This window comes from Cochlodiniinecator piscidefendens, assembly GCF_011326755.1.
GTDB lineage: Bacteria > Pseudomonadota > Alphaproteobacteria > Rhodobacterales > Rhodobacteraceae > Cochlodiniinecator > Cochlodiniinecator piscidefendens.
The window spans coordinates 35,525-52,300 of record NZ_JAAOIE010000007.1 but is presented as its reverse complement, the minus strand read 5'-3'; the positions used below and the strand labels follow the sequence as shown (position 1 = coordinate 52,300).

Here is a 16,776-nt window from a genome sequence, read left to right as displayed (position 1 = left end):
GGTCAAGCTGCGTTGAACTCAAAGAAATGTTCGCACTGCGGACGCTATCGGTTGGGCAAAGGCCCGTGTGATTGCCGACAAGGGAAGGGCTGACCATGGATTGGGTCTATGCAGGACTGGGGCTGATTATCTTGCTATTGGCAGGTGATGTTCTGGTTAAAGGCGCGGTGAATTTGTCATTAAGGCTGGGTGTGCCGGCGTTGATTGTAAGTTTGACAATCGTTGCATTTGGTACATCTGCGCCCGAACTCCTGATTGCTATCAGTGCGATTGATGAAGGTGCCCCCGGTATTGCGATGGGGAATGTCGTAGGATCGAACACGGCCAATATTTTGTTGGTGTTGGGGATACCTGCTATCATTTCAGGGCTGCGTTCGAGTGAATGCAATATCCGTAAAACTTATGTCTATATGATCCTCGCGACGCTGCTGTTTATAATAGTTGCCTTCACGGGACCAATCACATGGGTACATGGACTTATCTTGCTAGCGGCGCTGGGCGCCGTGCTGTGGGATCAATTCAGCGAAGTCAAAGCGCATCGCAAAGCGGGTCAACTCACAGTTTGCGAAGAGGATTTGGATGAGGTCGAGGGATCTGATCCCGACATGCCCGGTTGGCGTATTGCTGTGTTTCTCCTTTTGGGGCTTATTGGCTTGCCTCTTGGGGCGGAGCTTCTGGTTGAAGGTGCAAGCAATATTGCGCGTTCTTTCGGTATCAGTGAAACAGTGATTGGCTTGACGTTGGTAGCGATTGGTACGTCACTTCCTGAATTGTCGACGACTGTTATGGCATCGCTGCGCAATCAGGCGGATGTTGCGATGGGCAATGTTATCGGATCGAATATGTTTAACTTGCTCGCGATTATCGGCATCGCGAGTTTCTTTGGTAACATCCCGGTTGCTGAACAATTCCTGTGCTTTGATCTTTGGGTGATGTTGGCCGCTTCGGTTGTTCTTGCACCTTTTGTGTTTTTACGTTGGAACCTAACCAAGCGTTGGGGCATCACCTTTAGTGGTTTGTATGTCCTCTATATATACGCTGTTTTGAGCTGACTAAATGCACCCGAACGGCTTGGCTGTTCGGGTGCATTGGTCGCAAGCGCTGGTTACTAAAATACAGACTCAGTCCAATATGCCTAGGAAAACAGCTCTTTTATTGTTGATGGAATGAAGACAAACATACTGTGGTTTTAAGCAAACTAAATTTAGTTTTGCACTGCAAGCTGAAGGGTCACGAAGCTGTTACAAAAATGTTATTGTTTTCAATATCTTGTACAGAGCGTATATTTTTTCCGTTTTAATTCAATGGGTTATGTAAGTGCCTATTTTTTAGGCAGTGAGCTAAAAGGGGCGAAAAACAAGGGAAAATGTGTAGCTCCCGAAAGTTACACCCAGACTTATCCACAGATTCAGTGGACATATTCAAGCTTGATTTTGAGATGATAAAATGAAGACGAACGAGAATCAGGGCTAGACACAAGATGAGTGACGAAACAAACCATGAAAATCAAGAAGACACGCCGCGCGGGCATGCCTGTGTGCAGTCTTACTTGCGGTTGTTGGATCATTCACCGGGTGTGTATCGAATGCTCGATGAAACGGGCCGAGTCTTGTATGTGGGTAAAGCAAGAGAGCTGCGTAAGCGCGTTTCAAATTATGCCAATCCCAATGGGCACACAGAACGCATTCGCCAGATGATTTCAAAAACAGCATCGATGATGTTTTTGACAACCAAAACTGAAACCGAAGCGCTGTTGTTAGAGCAAAACCTGATTAAGCAGCTCAAGCCCCATTACAACGTTCTTCTGCGGGACGATAAGAGCTTTCCGAATATCTTGGTCACCAAGCACCACGATTTTCCGCAAATTAAAAAGCATCGCGGCGCGAAAAAGGAAAAGGGCGATTACTACGGGCCTTTCGCAAGCGCGAGCGCGGTTAATCGCACCCTGAGCCAGTTGCAGCGGGTTTTCTTGTTGCGGAACTGTACGGATGCAATGTTTGCCAGCCGCACCCGTCCGTGCTTGCAGTATCAAATCAAACGCTGTGCTGGTCCATGTGCTGATAAAATCAGCAAAGAAGATTACGCGGCCCTGGTGTCAGATGCGAACCAGTTTTTGGCTGGGCGTTCTACGCGTGTCCAAAGTGATCTGGCCGAGGAAATGGCCAAAGCAAGTGATGCGATGGAATTTGAGCGCGCAGCGGCTTTACGTGATCGAATTCGGGCGCTGACCCAGGTTCAAACCACGCAGGGCATTAATCCACGTACTATTCCCGAAGCAGACGTCATCGCCTTGCACATGGAAAGCGGTCAGGCCTGTGTGCAGGTGTTTTTCATCCGGGCAAATCAGAACTGGGGTAACAGGGATTATTACCCGCGCACAGGCGCTGGGGCTGACGAGAGCGAAGTTCTAGAGGCTTTCGTGGGGCAATTCTACAGCGATAAAATTCCGCCAAAGGTTGTACTACTTTCTCATCCTTTGGAAAATGATGATTTGGTGCAAGATGCGCTGAATCAAAAGGCAGGACGCAAAGTTGATCTTGCGGTGCCTTTGCGCGGTGAACGCGCTGAGATTATGTCGGGTGCAGCTCGAAATGCGCGTGAAAGCCTAGCTCGGAAAATGAGCGAAACAGCTACTCAGAAAAAACTCCTGAAAGGGTTGGCTGATGCCTTCGATTTGAAGGCTCCGCCAGCGCGGATCGAAGTTTATGATAACTCGCATATTCAAGGAACGAACGCCGTAGGTGGTATGATTGTTGCCGGGGCCGAAGGGTTCTTGAAAAGCCAGTATCGTAAATTCAACATCAAAGGCGATGATCTGACCCCCGGCGATGATTTTGGCATGATGAAAGAGGTTTTGAAACGGCGTTTTAAACGACTGCTTAAAGAAGATCCTGAGCGTGAAACCGAAAACTGGCCAGATCTTCTGTTGATCGATGGGGGAGCAGGGCAGGTGAGCGTTGTTGCCGAAATTATGGAAGAACTCGGTGTCAGTGATATCGCAATGGTTGGTGTCGCAAAAGGCGTGGATCGTGACCACGGTAAGGAAGAGTTTCACCGTAAAGGGCAGCGGCCATTTGCCCTGCGGATGAACGACCCCGTGTTGTATTTTGTGCAACGTCTTCGGGATGAAGCGCACCGTTTTGCCATCGGAACTCACCGTGCGAAACGTGCCAAAGCGATTGGCGCAACGCCGTTGGATGACGTGCCGCGCGTTGGCGCTACTCGCAAACGAGCTCTTTTGGCCCACTTCGGAAGCGCCAAAGCTGTTAGTCGTGCTGCGCTTCAGGATCTAAAAGCGGTTGACGGAGTCTCTAACGCTTTGGCAGAAACCATTTATGACTTCTTCCATGAGAAGGGTTAACGCGTTAGAGAGAGCTATGATCTGGAATCTTCCCAATATCCTGACGGTGTTTCGTCTTTTAGCAGCCCCCGGTGTGGCTGTAATGTTTCTCTATTTCTCCCGACCTTGGGCGGATTGGTTTGCATTGTCGCTGTTTGCCTTTGCGGCCATAACCGACTTTGTTGACGGCTATCTCGCGCGAGCGTGGAAACAAGAGAGCAAATTTGGTGCGATGTTGGACCCTATCGCAGACAAGGCGATGGTGATAATCGCATTGCTGATTTTGACGGCTTATAGCTCTCAGAATGGGGCGAACCCTATGGTGTTGATCCCCGCCGTTGCGATTATGTTCCGCGAAGTGTTCGTCTCGGGCTTGCGCGAATTTCTGGGGGATAAAGCCGGGTTGTTAAAAGTGACCAACCTGGCGAAGTGGAAAACCACCGTTCAGATGGTAGCAATAGCGGTCCTTTTTGCCTTTGGGGTGTTTGAGCATTATTTTGTCATGCAGTCTTACGGTATGAACCAAGAAATCGTTGGCGCTGTTCTCAGCGGCGAAACCGAAGATCACCTTGGTTTGATTTGGAAGTACAACGGGATGTATTATAGTTACTACGGCGGTACGATCCTGCTGTGGCTGGCCGGGGCGCTGACGCTTATCACTGGCTGGGATTATTTTGCCAAAGCAATGCCGATGTTGAAAGAGGACCCAAAACCGTGATTGATGTACTCTACTTCGCTTGGGTGCGTGAACGGATTGGCATTCCTAAAGAACAAGTATCAACCAACGCAACTACAGTGGATGAATTGGTCGAGGAATTAAAGTCTCGCGAAGAACGCTACGCATTGGCGTTTTCTGATGTATCTGCTCTGCGGGTGGCCGTTGATCAGGAATTAACCGAATTCTCTGCATCAATTGAAAACGCACGCGAAGTGGCATTTTTCCCGCCAATGACGGGTGGCTAGCTATGGCCGTGCGTGTTCAGGACGAACCTTTTGATTTCGGGGTTGAGGCCGAAGCCTTTGCGCGCGGACGTACTGATGCGGGCGCTGTGGTGACTTTCACCGGTATTGTACGCGATACCGATGGTACGCTTGATCGCATGGTTATCGAACACTACCCCGGCATGACGGAACGTGCACTGCAAGCGATCAATGATGAAGCGACGGAACGCTGGGCGCTAAAGGACAGTCTGGTCATCCATCGTCACGGTGAATTGCGCCCCGGTGATATGATCATGATGGTCGCCACAGCATCCGCCCACCGTGTAAACGCATTTGAAGCAGCGGAGTTTTTGATGGATTATCTCAAATCCCGCGCCCCGTTTTGGAAACAAGAGTTCACAGCGGACGGTAGCGCTTGGGTTGCGAGCAAAACAGAAGATGAAGATGCGCTAACCCGCTGGGAAAAGCAGAAATAAATTTCCGGATTGGGTCCAGATCCAAACCTGGATCTATTGGAAGGCGCTCTTGGCCCTATGTAAAAACGTAATACTGCCTATCCTCGTCGTACACATGGGAGATTTGCTGTGATACGTTGGGTTGTTGTGTTCAAAGATGCGCCTGAAATGCTGGATGTTCGCGCAAGACAGGATTTGCGAGATGCCCATGTAGCTTATGCAAAGGCTAATCCCCAGTTGCTCATTGGTGGCGGATTAAAGTCAGAAGTTGACGGGCCGTTTTGTGGTGCAATGTGGGTTGTAGAAACTGCAACAAAAGCCGAAGTTGAACAAATCATTGCTAACGATCCGTTCTATTTTCCAGAAGTTCGCACCTATGAGATTTTCACATGGGGAAAGCTGTTAGAAGATCAAACCGCTATTCTTTGAACTCAGCCAGTTAAAACTCCATCGAAATTGTCACAGGGCCATCGTTGACCAAGGCGACTTTCATATCAGCGCCGAATTGGCCTTGCGCCACTGTGATGCCGAGGGCGCGCATTTTATCGGAAAAGTATTCGTATAGCGGTTCGCCAACGTCCGGCCGTGCGGCTGTAGAAAAACCGGGGCGGTTCCCACGCGAAGTATCTGCAGCCAGCGTGAATTGACTGACAACCAACGCGCTACCGCCAGCATCCAACAGTGATGTGTTCATCTTGCCATCATCGTCTTTGAATATCCGCAGTTTTGATGTTTTGGTGGCAAGTGTATCGGCGTTCGCCTCTGTGTCGCCCTGCATGGCGCAGACGAGGATCAACAGGCCTTCTCCGATCTCTCCTATGACATTGCCATCAACAGTGACTGACGCCTCTGAAACGCGTTGAATGAGTGCCCGCATGGTGTCGCCTTATTGTTGTGCCGCAAGATAACCTATTGCTCCGGCTATAGCCGCCCCGACAATCACTGCAAAGGTAATTTTCCATGCAGACCAAGGGCGTTCCCCCTGAACACGTCCAGATTGTCCATTCACTACGAACCGATATGTTTTCCCACGGTATTTATAGGCCGCCAGCCAAACTGGTAGTAGAACGTGTTTAAAGGTGACATCATTGATTTGTGTGCTCAAAGAACTGATCCGCTGACGATCACCGCCAATGTCAAATTTGACATCACGTTCGATTACACGATCCATTTTGGCTCGGGCTTCTGTGAAACCCGTTTCCAAATCAACAGTGTACCCTTCGGCCCGAAAACCAGCGAGGTACTCTGGGCGGTAAGGCTCTAGCTGAGAAAGATCCCATGGCTCTAGCGCGTCGGTATATCGTTTTGGAAGCGACTTTGAACCAAGGACAAGCACGTCATCAAACCAACGTGCAACCCGGCCAGATTTCGGAGACCAGCGCACCTTAGGCACACGGCGTGTCTGCCGCTTACCGTTAATGGTGACGGTTTGATTAACATAGTAGACCGTGCCACGTTGACCAGAATAGCGCGTATTTGTGTCCGCGTCATAGGTCCAGTAGGGGACATAGATCCCCTGCATTTTTCGGCCTTTTCGTGCGTATTCTTGCAATCCATTTGGGGCGAACCATAGACGCCCCAGCCATTTGGTCATGTGGGCACGCGCTTCGCGTTCTTCTAACGCAAATGCAACGAGAGCTTTGGGTTTGATTTGGCGATGGGTGCCTGTATCAGACACGACCGGTGTCGCGCAGAATGGGCATTCAGAGGCATGATCCGCACCGCTTAATTCAACTTGGGCACCACAATTTGTGCAGGCTAGTATGCGGTTTTCTTCCATGTCCGAATCTGGAAGTTTGTCGCTAAGTGCCGAATTGAAATCCAGTTCTCGAATTGCGCCGCTTGGCCCATGACCTTCTAACGCCATAGTGTTCCCACAGTGGTCGCAAGACATCAAACCTGCGTCGGCGTCAAACCGAAGGTCCGATCCACAGGAGTCACATGGAAAGCGATGCTCTTCGATGGGGTCGTCACTCATCTCAAATACCTGTGCAAAATCTTTGGTACCATAATTCGAAGGGCGTTGTCTTTCAGCCAGAAATGCCGCCAAACATGAAAAGCGATATGAAAGCCAATTAAGATCATAAACCCATCAAAGGCGATTTCGTGGATTTCCTCGGCAAAGCCATGCAAGCCGTTTGTTCCGGCCGCTGGATTGATTGGAACCACGCCAAAGGCTCTTATGGCAAAAGGTGCTGCAAGCCCTGCGATTGCACCTGATGCAACGACAATAGGTAGTCCCCATTGCAGCGCCCAATGAGACAGAAAGTGAAACCGTTTTCCCCACGAGGGTAGTTTGGGCCCGGGACGCCCCATAAGGCCTTTGCGGATGTACATGCCCATCCATACTGTCGTGATAAGAGCAAGAATAAGCCCAGCCCCTGCGTGCGTAGATAATGCGCCACCGGGGTCTGCTCTGTTCTCGTCGGGTTCAACGAAAAAGAAATATAGGAGCACTGAGAAGCCAACCCAATGCAGCCATTTGAGGACAAAACGTCTGTTCATTGTTTAGCTCCCGGGAGGCGGGGGAGGTGGCATAACCGTGAACAATTGCGCCAGCTCTCCTATATCCTCGGCTTTTAACCACCCGTCCTGACCAGCGGTCCAGACATAAGTTTCACGCTTAAGATTACCTTCAGTGACCATCCGGCCCAATGAAGCTTTGGAAAACGGCCCCGTGGTTTCACCGCTGCTCGTTACATGCCAAACTTTTTCTACAGGGGGAGGTGGCGGCGGTGGTGCAATCGTCGCGGTGGGCTGCTGCGGAATTGCACCCCAAGGCCCAGATTGCGCCATCTGCTGGGCCATCGCCATGCCCATCCCCATTCCGATGCCAGACCCCATATCGCTGCCGGGTGTTTTTGCGGCGGCGGTCATGGCTTCGGCTGCGGAGAACTGAGTGAATTTCCCAAGATCACCCACGATGCCCATTGAAGTTCGTTTATCCAACACTTCTTCAACGGCAGGCGGCAAAGAGATGTTTTCGATGTATAGCTCGGGCATAGAGATGCCGTAGCTCTCTAATGTTCCGGAAATTTCAGCGGCGACCAGTTTTCCTAAGTCCCGTGTATTTGCTGCCATGTCCAGCACGGGAATACGCGATGCGGCTACAACCCGCGAAAATTCCTGTACGATGATATTGCGAATTTGGTAGCTGATTTCATCCATTGTGAATTCGCCATCAGTGCCCACAATTTCGGTTAAGAATTTGGCGGGATCAGTGACCTTGACCGAATAGGTGCCAAAGGCCCGAATACGGACGGGTCCAAATTCTGGGTCACGCAGGATGATGGGGTTTTTGGTTCCCCACTTTAGGTCGTTAAACCGCGTTGTATTTACATAGTAGATTTCGGATTTGAACGGGCTTTTAAATCCATGATCCCAATGCTGTAGTGTGGTCAGTATCGGCATGTTGTTGGTTTCCAACATGTACAAGCCTGGCGTGAAAACATCCGCGAGTTGACCTTCATGGATAAATACTGCGGCCTGACCTTCGCGCACGGTGAGTTTGGCACCGTATTTAATTTCATGGGCTTCGCGTTCAAAGCGCCAGACCATTGTGTCACGTGTGTCATCCACCCAATGGATCACATCAATAAATTCGCCGGAAAGGAAATCAAAAATACCCATGGTCACTCCGTAAGGTCAGGCTCAGTGCGGAAGTAATTCCGCAACAATTGTTTGAACGATTGGCTCAGCTTCGGGGGCGCTCATGCCGGGGCGGAGCCGTTCATCGTAGAGAATTTTTAGCAACAACTCATCGTGTCGGGTGAGCAATGCAAATTCTTCGTCGTCATTGAATATGGATGGAAACGCGTCAGGGCTATCATTTGGTAATCCGAGACCTTGAGCCAACTCTTCGTGGATGCACGATTTACGTGCCAAGGGCGGTAGTTCACCCCTGATAATCGAAACAGCATTATAGTAAGACTGATCCGATTCAGAGTTTGGATTCCAAAACGTAAACACTTGGCAATTTACATGGCGATTCATGGATACCAATTGCCGCAAATTCCGATCGCTAATGTCGGGTAGAAGCTCGCGCAATAACCCCAAAGCGCCAACACGTTCGTTTTCATTTACAAAAAGAATGTGGAAATTTGCATGCTGAGGCGGCGCTGTGTGGATTGAATGCCCGGTTGCACGAGACAAGCGGCGTGCATACTCGCGTACTGTACGCTGATCTTCTGCGCGCTGTTCAAGTGGTATGCTTTGGCCAAAGGTCACAGACATACGAACAGGGCGTTCCCAGCGTCGCAAAAGGCTGGCTGAACGTTGATTGTGCGCGCGCCTAAGTGATCCGGAATATTCAGTAAACAAAGCAATACGAACGAAATTCGATATTATATCTTCGGTATGGGCGCGTGTTAGGCGCCCACCATCATCTGTACGCATGAGGCCTTGGGCGATTCGACTCGTTTGGCGGCGCAGGAAATGAGATTCCATATCCAAGCTGACCCCCGCACGCCCCGTCAGCAATTCTTGAGGTGGGCGTTGTAAATAGGCCTGCGTTGTTTCTTGCGCCCAGAGTCCGCCTAAAGTTTGAACTGTTACAAGTGCAAACGATAGGCAGAATAATATAGGGCGCAGAGGCATTTTGGATCCTTTTACTGTGGCACAGAGGTGCCTGCGTTATCCCCAGTACCATCGCCGCGTGACTTCGCTGCGGCAAGTGTCTCTTTGAGATCTTTTTCCATTTTTTGCAGTTCGACTTCGGCAGCGGCACGTTTTGCTTTGCCATCATCCGCAATTTGCAGGCTTTCGTCTATGGTTGCAATTAATTCAGCATTGGCTGTTTTTACTGCTTCGATGTCAAAGACGCCGCGTTCCATTTCTTCGCGCACCACTTTGTTGGCCTCGCGGAGGTTTTTCGCGTTGGCGGTCAGCAATTCGTTGGTCAGATCATTCGCTTCGCGTACGGCCATTGCCGCCTCGGATGAACGTTGAATGGTGACGGCTTGGGCCAACTGAGTTTCCCACAACGGCACAGTATTAACCAGTGTGGAGTTGATTTTCGTGACAAGCGATTTGTCGTTTTCCTGCACCAGACGAATAGATGGCAAAGATTGCATTGTGACCTGACGGGTCAGTTTCAGGTCATGAACGCGGCGCTCCAAATCGTCACGAGCTGCACGCATATCGCGCAGCTCTTGGGCCCTCAAAATTGCGTCATCTTCGCCTGCTGCTTCGACCGCGGCAGCCATTTCTGGAATGATGTCTTCGTCCAATACGCGGAGCTTTTCTTCGCCAGCAGAAATATAGAGGCCTAACTCTTCGTAGAAGGACAGTGTTTTTTCATACAGCTGATCAAGCGATTTGATGTCTTTCAATAGTTTGTGCTCATGGTCTAGCAAATTGTCTGTGACTTTGTCGATTTGACCCTGAACCGTTTCAAACCTTGAAAGGAAATTTGCGAATGGGGCAGAACGACCCAATATGCGTTCCCACCAGCTGCGTTTGCGACGTACATCCAATTCAGATACGGAAAATCCGCGAATGGTCGTAACGATTTCACGGAGTGAGTCCCCTGCGGGACCAACATCTTTATTACGCACATCGGCGAGCATTGCTTGGCTGATCTGTTGCAATTCGGCCTGCGCTGCTGACCCGAAACTTACGATGGAATTTGTGTTGCCCATGTCAATTTCGTTCATACGTCGGCTGATTTCAGCGCTAACTGGTGCGTCCGCTTGGGCCATCGGCACGATTTCGGTGCTGGGTTCGATCAGTTCTACTGCGGTGACTTCTTCGATAGCGGCCAGAGATTGTTCAGCTTTTTGACGTACAGTTTCAGACATGAGTGTCTCCTCTTACTGGGTTCAGCTAAGCTGAACACCTTCACGTGCTAATCTTTCGCGGAGAACTTCGATTTCAACATCGAGGTCGCTGCGATCATCTAACAAAAGCGCACGGGTGCGCGCGGCGAAATTTTCTTCTAAATCGTTTAGTAAATCTTCATAGGCATCACGAGCGCGTGCATCGCCAGTGCGATCATAAAGGTCGGCAAATTTAACCGTCGCATCACGGGCCCCTTTTAAATAAACGCCCAGATACTTTCGTGCAGCGGTTAAATCACGCGGGTCCTCTTCAACGGTGCGAAACATCTCACGAGCTGTAGCCTGAAATCTAGTCACACGGTTTTCTAACTGACGATCTCCTGCGCGTTTGATCGCGTCGGACATGCCGGTTAGGTGCTTTTCTGCTTCGTCAATCACGCGCGCAACGCGGTCTGATTGAAATTGATCAACACCCTCAGCACCCTTATCCCGCATCGGATCAAGCCCAAAGGCAAACCCATGTAATACGGCGCCTACCATGGCGAGAATAACAGGTGTGAACACGCCGCCGCCGTCAGCGAAGCCTGCGATATATATCCCGATTCCTATGAGTATTGAGCCAAAGAGTTTCCGGGGAATTGCAGGACGTCGTGCAATTTTGCGTGCTTCATAGGCTTCTTGGGCTAACAAGCCTTCACGAGTAAGCCACGCGGCTAATATCAAAGCCCCAAAAGCCAGCAAGTTTAATGCCAAGCCAGCGGGTTCATGAAAAAACGCTCGAATTGCCAATGGGATTGGCGCAAAGAATAGTAGGTTTACACGGGCACCAACACGGCTGCGCTTAGCGTTGTGAAACGTGCTGCGTTTGGGTTTTTGGGATGCAGGTGCACCATCTGGGCTAAATTTCCCACCAAAGCGTTGTGCCATTAAATGCCCCCCGTCACGCTAACATAAACAATCAGCACCACAAGGATGAGAAAGGCCATTTTTTGTAGGCCGCTTCCGCTCATGATAGTTCCCCCAGTTGGCCGGATAATCCGGTGCTTAGATTAGATATAATCCAAGCACCGTTTTCAATCCAGTCTCCCGGTAGGGGGAAAAGATTTACCTTTACGTCAATCTATCAGTGATTGCTTTGCGCGTTACGCTCCGCTTCTAGTTTGCGAGAATAGCCAGATTGGATGATCTCAACGACAAACAATACAATTACAGCAAAGTAGAAGGTGGATTTTGACATCGGAATCAGAGCGTGGCCAAAGATTTTGATTTGGTCCATTTCATTGTGCGTTGCATGTGCCGCAGCAGTGCCTGCTTCGCCCAGCAATACGACGCCCACGATGAGCAAAATGAATAGCCCAAGCACTTCGTACATGCGGTTTTTTTCCAGAAATCGTGTCACGCCGTCGGCCAGCAGAAGCATGGCAAGGCCAGAAATGATAATAGCTGCGGCCAAAAGCGGGAATAAATCTGTGATCGCAAGCGCAGACAGAATAGAGTCAAAGCTAAAGATCAAATTCATAAACACGATCAATAGAACAACTTGTGTTGCCGATTTTCCTGATTTGTTTTCAACATCTGCATCTAGGTGTTTGATCGACAGCATATGTGAAATTTCTTTCACCGCAGTATAGATGATGAAAACACCACCTATAACAAAAATCAAAGAGGAGAAGTTCATACTGCCCTCAAGAATGCCGGGCATATTGAAGGTATAGAACGGTTCTTTTAGCGACTCGATCAACTGGATCATCACGAACAGGAGGATGACACGGAGCGCAACCGCAACAATGATTCCCCAGAACCGGACAGCCTTTTGGTGTGCGACGGGTGCGCGCTGGCTTTCGATGGTGATATAAAGAAGGTTATCAAACCCCAACACGGCCTGAAGAAAGCACAACATTAATAATGTGCCGATATTTTCGATGGTCAAAAGGTCAGCCATTTCACTGCTCCGGTCCAAAACATATAACTTGTGATGTCTTAAACCGGAGAGTCTAGAAAGGAAACCGTTCTAACGCGTGCGCGGTTTACCTGTCGGTCGGCCGCCGGGTTTGTTGCCAGATCGTTTTGCGGATTTATTGTCGGGCTTGTCGATAAAGTACCCGTTGTTTTTGGTGCCTGGCTTTGAGCCTCGGCGATCGTTTGGCTTCGCTCCGTCACGATTGGGGCGTGCCGGTTTAGTACCATCGGTTTTAGGTGCTCCGCGAAGCGGTCTTTCTTCACGCGCTGTGGCAGGCGCCCCATTGCGCTTGCGGACTGGTGTTTTCTTGACTTGCGTTGGATCTAATGGCGGAAGCCCCAACTGATCACGCACAACGCGGGATTTTAACTCTTCAACTTCTCCAGGTTTAATAATGCCCAGTTGGAAGGGACCATAGCTGACGCGGATCAAGCGATTTACGTTTAAATGGATTGCCTCCATTGCGCGCCGGATTTCGCGGTTTTTACCTTCGCGTATCGCAATGGTAAGCCAAGCGTTCGCGCCTTGTTGACGGTCTAACGTGACATCCATCGGTTGGAATTGTTCGCCGTCAGCCGTGATTCCCTTACGCAAGGGTTCAAAGGTTTCTTCTGTTGGTCGCCCATTGACGCGTACACGATAGCGCCGCAGCCAACCTGTTGACGGCAGTTCAAGCTTACGTTTGATTTCGCCATCGTTTGTGAGCAACAGCAACCCTTCGGAGTTGATGTCGAGCCGCCCAACAGAAACAACGCGAGGCATGTCTTCCGGTAGGGCGTCAAATACTGTTTCACGACCCTTTTCATCACGTTCCGTCGTGATCAGGCCCGTGGGTTTGTGATACAACCAAAGCCGAGGTGGCTCCGGTTCACCGACTTCTTTGCCATTGGCAACAATGCGATCCTCAGGCGTGACGTTCAGCGCCGGAGAGGTGATAACCTTTCCGTTTACGCTTACGCGACCTGCTTCGATCATGCGTTCGGCCTCCCGGCGCGAAGCAATTCCTGCGCGGGCCAGAACTTTGGCGATCCGGTCGCCTTTATGTGTATTATCCGTCATGGACCTGTCCTATCTTGTCTGGCGGAAAAGGGAAAGTGGCTTGGCAAACCCAAGGAACGCAGGCAAATAAGGAAAATGACCAATTTTAACAGCTATATGTCTCTTGCTCTTGATCAAGCGCGCCTTGCTGGTGAACGTGGTGAAGTGCCTGTTGGCGCCGTGTTGATTGATCCGCAGGGCCATGTTGTTGCGAAAGATGGGAACCGGACCCGAGAAATGTCTGACCCAAGCGCTCACGCTGAGGTGTTGGTTATTCGATCCGCTTGTGCCGCGTTGAGGAGCGAGCGTTTGGTCGGTTATAGTCTTTATGTGACACTGGAACCTTGCCCCATGTGCGCGATGGTTATTTCGGCTTCTCGCATAGCGCGCTTATATTATGGGGCCAGTGATGCGAAATCAGGCGGGGTGGCGCAAGGACCTAGAATATTCAGCCATTCGCAAGCGCATCATATTCCCGAGGTCTATGATGGAATTGCCGGGGCGGAGTCAGAACAATTGCTTAGGGCATTTTTTGCGGCCAAACGGGATTAGCCGAATTGGCAGCCTCGTCGCGGGCTTGGCTTAAATTGGGATAAAAGCGCTCGGTAGGTGGAAAATTTCGGAAATTTGGCGGTATGTGGCGCATGCTCTGACTTGCGACTGGGCAAGGGGCAGGTTAAACGCATCAAAGACCAATGACGGAGACCCCAATGTCAATTGACAAGGACACCGCTGCCCGCGTGGCGAAGCTTGCTCGTATTCGAGTAGAAGAAGACGCGCTTCCGGCGCTTGCTGAAGAGTTTAACGCAATCCTTGGCTTTATCGAGGAATTGAATGAAGTCGATGTGGACGGTGTTGAGCCGATGACTTCTGTGACGCCAATGCGTTTGAAGCGTCGCGTCGATGAGATCACTGACGGTGACCAGCAGGACAAAGTGTTGAAAAATGCGCCTGATGCGCGTGAAGGGTTCTTTGCGGTTCCAAAGGTGGTTGAATAATGTCTGATCTAAACAAACTGACCCTAGCGGATGCACGTGATAAAATGCGTGCAGGTGAAGTCACCTCTGTTGAACTGACCGAAGCATGTTTGAGTGAAATCGAAGGTGCATCAGCCCTTGGCGCTTTCGTTCATAACACACCCGAAATTGCGCTAGAGCAGGCCAAAGCGGCCGACGTGCGTATTCAGGCGGGAAATGCCCCTGACATGTGCGGGATTCCCTTGGGAATCAAAGATCTGTTCTGCACGAAAGGTGTCGCATCCCAAGCAGCGTCTGCGATTTTGGAAGGGTTTAAACCCGAGTACGAATCGACCGTGACGCAAAACTTGTGGGACGCCGGATCAGTGATGCTAGGGAAGCTAAACATGGATGAATTCGCCATGGGTAGCTCTAACGAAACATCAACCTACGGGAATGCCGTTAATCCGTGGCGCCGGACGGGTGACGATACTGCCTTGACGCCGGGTGGCTCCTCTGGTGGTTCGGCATCCGCTGTTGCTGCTGATCTATGCTTGGCCGCGACCGGAACAGATACGGGCGGATCTATCCGTCAGCCGGCGGCCTTTACGGGGATCACCGGAATTAAGCCGACCTACGGGCGCGTGTCTCGCTGGGGCGTTGTCGCCTTTGCTTCGTCTTTGGATCAAGCAGGTCCAATGACGAAAACTGTTCGTGATTCTGCGATTATGTTGGAAACGATGTGCTCTCATGATGCCAAGGATTCAACGTCTGTAGATTTTGCTGTCCCGAATTTCGAGGCGGCATTAACGGGCGATATCCGTGGCAAGAAAATAGGTATTCCAAAAGAATACCATATGGATGGGATGCCTGCTGAGATTGAAAAACTCTGGGCGGATGGCACGGCAATGTTGAAAGATGCAGGCGCTGAAATCGTCGATATTTCTTTGCCACATACAAAATACGCTTTGCCTGCTTATTACGTGATCGCACCAGCTGAGGCGTCTTCGAACCTCGCGCGGTATGATGGCGTGCGTTATGGGCATCGGGCGAGTCTCGGCAAGGGTGATGGCATTACCGAAATGTACGAAAAAACCCGAGCCGAAGGCTTTGGGCCAGAAGTACAGCGCCGGGTGATGATCGGGACTTATGTTCTGTCCGCCGGCTTCTATGATGCATATTATAACCGCGCACGTCGTGTGCGGACGTTGATCAAGAAAGACTTTGAAGACGTGTTCGCGGCAGGTGTTGATGCGATTTTGACACCCGCAACTCCGTCTTCGGCCTTTGGTCTGGGCGAAATGAAGGATGCTGATCCGGTTAAGATGTACCTGAATGATGTCTTTACCGTTACGGTGAACCTTGCTGGTTTGCCCGGCATTACCGTTCCGACTGGTCTTGATGCACAGGGGCTTCCGCTTGGTCTTCAGTTGATTGGTCGGCCTTGGGAAGAAGGCGATTTGCTGAATTCTGCCTATGTGCTTGAGCAGGCTGCGGGTTTTGCTTCCAAGCCTGCGAAATGGTGGTAAGCTTCGCGTAAAGATTAAAAAGGCAGTTGTTCCATGCGGTTTGTTATTCCGGTTTTGTCGTCTCTCGCACTCCTAGGATGTGGCGGCCCACCTATCCCTGATTCAGGGGCAGGCGTTGGATTTGGCGATTATGCAGAATATCAAACGCGGACTTCTGCTGGAGACGCGGCACTGCCACCTGCCGGGGCGGTTTCGTCGGAGTCCCTAGATGCGGTTCGTGCTGAGCCTACCGCTACAGCGGTGCCAGCCCAAGCTCCGGTGCCTTCAAACGCTCGGGCTTCCGCGAGTCCTAGTATTTCGGATGAACAAGAATTCAGCGCTGTGTCGGGCCGCGAAACAATCGAAAGCGACGCGGCGCGCATTCAGGCAAACCGCGATCGTTTTCAGCAGATTGAGCCAACAGCCTTGCCTAGCCTTTCAGAAGGGGCAGGACCGAATATTGTGCAATATGCGTTGAGCACTTCCAACCAAGTTGGGGAAGCGCTTTATAGCCGGTTTGGACTATTTGCGACCAATCGCTTCAATCGGAACTGCGCGCAATTCACATCCCAAGATTTAGCGCAAGAAGCGTTTCTTGCAAACGGTGGTCCTGAGAAAGATCGTCAGGGGCTGGACCCGGATGGGGATGGATTTGCCTGTTATTGGGACCCAGCACCATTTCGGGCTGTTCGTGCTGCTACAGCTGAAATCGCTGTGAGTTCTGCGTCCGATACTGATACGCCTGAGCAGTGATCCTTCGCGATTGCCCCTCGCCAAATTTCGGGGCGCGTCGAGGTGTC

The 16,776-nt window shown here is 50.7% G+C and carries 19 protein-coding genes; 10 read left to right on the top strand and 9 right to left on the bottom strand.

Features of this window, described 5'->3' with window-relative positions; genetic code table 11:
* The first annotated feature begins 95 nt into the window (after positions 1-95).
* The 6 genes from G9C99_RS15465 (at position 96) to G9C99_RS15440 (ending at position 5,166) form a co-directional block, all read left to right on the top strand.
* Positions 96-1,052: a calcium/sodium antiporter gene (locus G9C99_RS15465; RefSeq protein WP_166418427.1), complete on the top strand. Its 957-nt coding sequence runs from the start codon at positions 96-98 to the stop codon at positions 1,050-1,052.
* A gap of 428 nt (positions 1,053-1,480) precedes the next feature.
* Complete coding sequence (gene uvrC / locus G9C99_RS15460; RefSeq protein ID WP_166418426.1) at positions 1,481-3,361, top strand: excinuclease ABC subunit UvrC; 1,881 nt, start codon at positions 1,481-1,483, stop codon at positions 3,359-3,361.
* A 16-nt stretch (positions 3,362-3,377) separates the two neighbouring features.
* Entirely contained in the window at positions 3,378-4,058 is a 681-nt protein-coding gene (gene pgsA / locus G9C99_RS15455; protein WP_166418425.1) for a CDP-diacylglycerol--glycerol-3-phosphate 3-phosphatidyltransferase, read from the top strand.
* Complete coding sequence (moaD, locus tag G9C99_RS15450) at positions 4,055-4,303, top strand: molybdopterin converting factor subunit 1 (protein WP_331460018.1); 249 nt, start codon at positions 4,055-4,057, stop codon at positions 4,301-4,303. Before pgsA ends, moaD begins: the two co-directional genes overlap by 4 nt.
* Positions 4,304-4,305: 2 nt before the next feature.
* Entirely contained in the window at positions 4,306-4,758 is a 453-nt protein-coding gene (locus G9C99_RS15445; protein ID WP_166418424.1) for a molybdenum cofactor biosynthesis protein MoaE, read from the top strand.
* Positions 4,759-4,866: 108 nt separating this feature from the next.
* A complete protein-coding gene (locus G9C99_RS15440; RefSeq protein ID WP_166418423.1) occupies positions 4,867-5,166 on the top strand; it encodes a YciI family protein in 300 nt (99 codons plus the stop codon).
* A gap of 10 nt (positions 5,167-5,176) precedes the next feature.
* Here the strand turns inward: G9C99_RS15440 and dtd are convergent, their stop codons facing one another.
* From dtd to G9C99_RS15395, 9 genes are all read right to left on the bottom strand, one after another.
* Complete coding sequence (gene dtd, locus G9C99_RS15435) at positions 5,177-5,614, bottom strand: D-aminoacyl-tRNA deacylase (protein WP_166418422.1); 438 nt, start codon at positions 5,612-5,614, stop codon at positions 5,177-5,179.
* Between the two features lie 9 nt (positions 5,615-5,623).
* Positions 5,624-6,715 (bottom strand): TFIIB-type zinc finger domain-containing protein, encoded by a 1,092-nt coding sequence (locus G9C99_RS15430; protein WP_166418421.1) that lies wholly within the window; start codon positions 6,713-6,715, stop codon positions 5,624-5,626.
* A complete protein-coding gene (locus tag G9C99_RS15425) occupies positions 6,712-7,242 on the bottom strand; it encodes a cytochrome b (protein WP_166418420.1) in 531 nt (176 codons plus the stop codon). The genes G9C99_RS15430 and G9C99_RS15425 overlap by 4 nt, the downstream gene beginning before the upstream one ends.
* Positions 7,243-7,245: 3 nt before the next feature.
* Positions 7,246-8,367, bottom strand: a complete 1,122-nt coding sequence (locus G9C99_RS15420; RefSeq protein ID WP_166418419.1) for an SPFH domain-containing protein — start codon at positions 8,365-8,367, stop codon at positions 7,246-7,248.
* Positions 8,368-8,388: 21 nt separating this feature from the next.
* The gene (locus tag G9C99_RS15415) at positions 8,389-9,333 is read right to left on the bottom strand and encodes a DUF2927 domain-containing protein (protein WP_166418418.1); all 945 of its coding nucleotides are present in this window, start codon (positions 9,331-9,333) and stop codon (positions 8,389-8,391) included.
* Positions 9,334-9,344: 11 nt separating this feature from the next.
* Complete coding sequence (locus G9C99_RS15410; RefSeq protein WP_166418417.1) at positions 9,345-10,535, bottom strand: toxic anion resistance protein; 1,191 nt, start codon at positions 10,533-10,535, stop codon at positions 9,345-9,347.
* A gap of 21 nt (positions 10,536-10,556) precedes the next feature.
* Positions 10,557-11,441, bottom strand: a complete 885-nt coding sequence (locus tag G9C99_RS15405; RefSeq protein WP_166418416.1) for a 5-bromo-4-chloroindolyl phosphate hydrolysis family protein — start codon at positions 11,439-11,441, stop codon at positions 10,557-10,559.
* Positions 11,442-11,637: 196 nt separating this feature from the next.
* Positions 11,638-12,456, bottom strand: a complete 819-nt coding sequence (locus G9C99_RS15400) for a TerC family protein (RefSeq protein WP_166418415.1) — start codon at positions 12,454-12,456, stop codon at positions 11,638-11,640.
* 69 nt (positions 12,457-12,525) lie between these two features.
* A complete protein-coding gene (locus tag G9C99_RS15395) occupies positions 12,526-13,533 on the bottom strand; it encodes a pseudouridine synthase (RefSeq protein WP_166418414.1) in 1,008 nt (335 codons plus the stop codon).
* A gap of 75 nt (positions 13,534-13,608) precedes the next feature.
* On the opposite strand from G9C99_RS15395, the gene G9C99_RS15390 reads away from it, so the two are divergent.
* From G9C99_RS15390 to G9C99_RS15375, 4 genes are all read left to right on the top strand, one after another.
* Positions 13,609-14,064 carry a nucleoside deaminase gene (locus G9C99_RS15390; protein ID WP_166418413.1) on the top strand — a complete coding sequence of 152 codons (456 nt, stop codon included), beginning with the start codon at positions 13,609-13,611 and terminating at the stop codon, positions 14,062-14,064.
* 158 nt (positions 14,065-14,222) lie between these two features.
* The gene (gatC, locus tag G9C99_RS15385) at positions 14,223-14,510 is read left to right on the top strand and encodes an Asp-tRNA(Asn)/Glu-tRNA(Gln) amidotransferase subunit GatC (RefSeq protein ID WP_166418412.1); all 288 of its coding nucleotides are present in this window, start codon (positions 14,223-14,225) and stop codon (positions 14,508-14,510) included.
* Positions 14,510-15,997 carry an Asp-tRNA(Asn)/Glu-tRNA(Gln) amidotransferase subunit GatA gene (gatA, locus tag G9C99_RS15380; protein WP_166418411.1) on the top strand — a complete coding sequence of 496 codons (1,488 nt, stop codon included), beginning with the start codon at positions 14,510-14,512 and terminating at the stop codon, positions 15,995-15,997. The genes gatC and gatA overlap by 1 nt, the downstream gene beginning before the upstream one ends.
* 33 nt (positions 15,998-16,030) lie before the next feature.
* Entirely contained in the window at positions 16,031-16,729 is a 699-nt protein-coding gene (locus G9C99_RS15375) for an excalibur calcium-binding domain-containing protein (protein WP_166418410.1), read from the top strand.
* Positions 16,730-16,776: the final 47 nt, after the last annotated feature.